This window comes from Phytoactinopolyspora endophytica (assembly GCF_004138495.1).
Taxonomy (GTDB): domain Bacteria; phylum Actinomycetota; class Actinomycetes; order Jiangellales; family Jiangellaceae; genus Phytoactinopolyspora; species Phytoactinopolyspora endophytica.
The window spans coordinates 464,743-465,276 of sequence record NZ_ML142849.1; the positions used below are offsets into that span (position 1 = coordinate 464,743).

Genomic DNA, 534 nt, shown 5'->3' on the forward strand with positions numbered 1-534 from the left:
CCAGGAGCTGCACGTGCCCATCATCGACACCGTCTACATCTCACGGCTGCTGGTGTCGGACAACAAGGTCTTCGGTGCCTACGGGTTCGACGTCGTCGACGGCACAAGAGTGATCATCCACGCCGACGCCGTCGTGCTCGCCGCCGGCGGGCACACCCGGATCTGGCGGCACACCTCGTCTCGCCGCGACGAGAACACCGGCGATTCCTTCCGGCTGGCAGCGCTGGCGGGCGGGCGAATCCGCGACGCTGAGCTCGTCCAGTTCCACCCGTCGGGCATCGTCGAACCGGAGGACGCCGCGGGCACTCTGGTGTCGGAGGCCGCCCGCGGTGAAGGCGGGATCCTCCGCAACGCCGCCGGTGAGCGTTTCATGCAGCGCTACGACCCCGAGCGGATGGAGTTGTCCACCCGTGACCGGGTGGCGCTGGCCAACTACACCGAGATCACCGAGGGCCGGGGCACTCCCAAGGGCGGCGTCTGGCTCGACGTCTCCCACCTCCCCCGCGAGCAGATCCTCGAACGGCTGCCCCGTGT

At 69.1% G+C, this 534-nt stretch carries 1 protein-coding gene; it reads left to right on the forward strand.

Features of this window, described 5'->3' with window-relative positions:
• Positions 1-534 (forward strand): FAD-binding protein (locus tag ELR45_RS36500; RefSeq protein WP_205855782.1); only part of this gene is annotated, 534 nt, incomplete at both ends.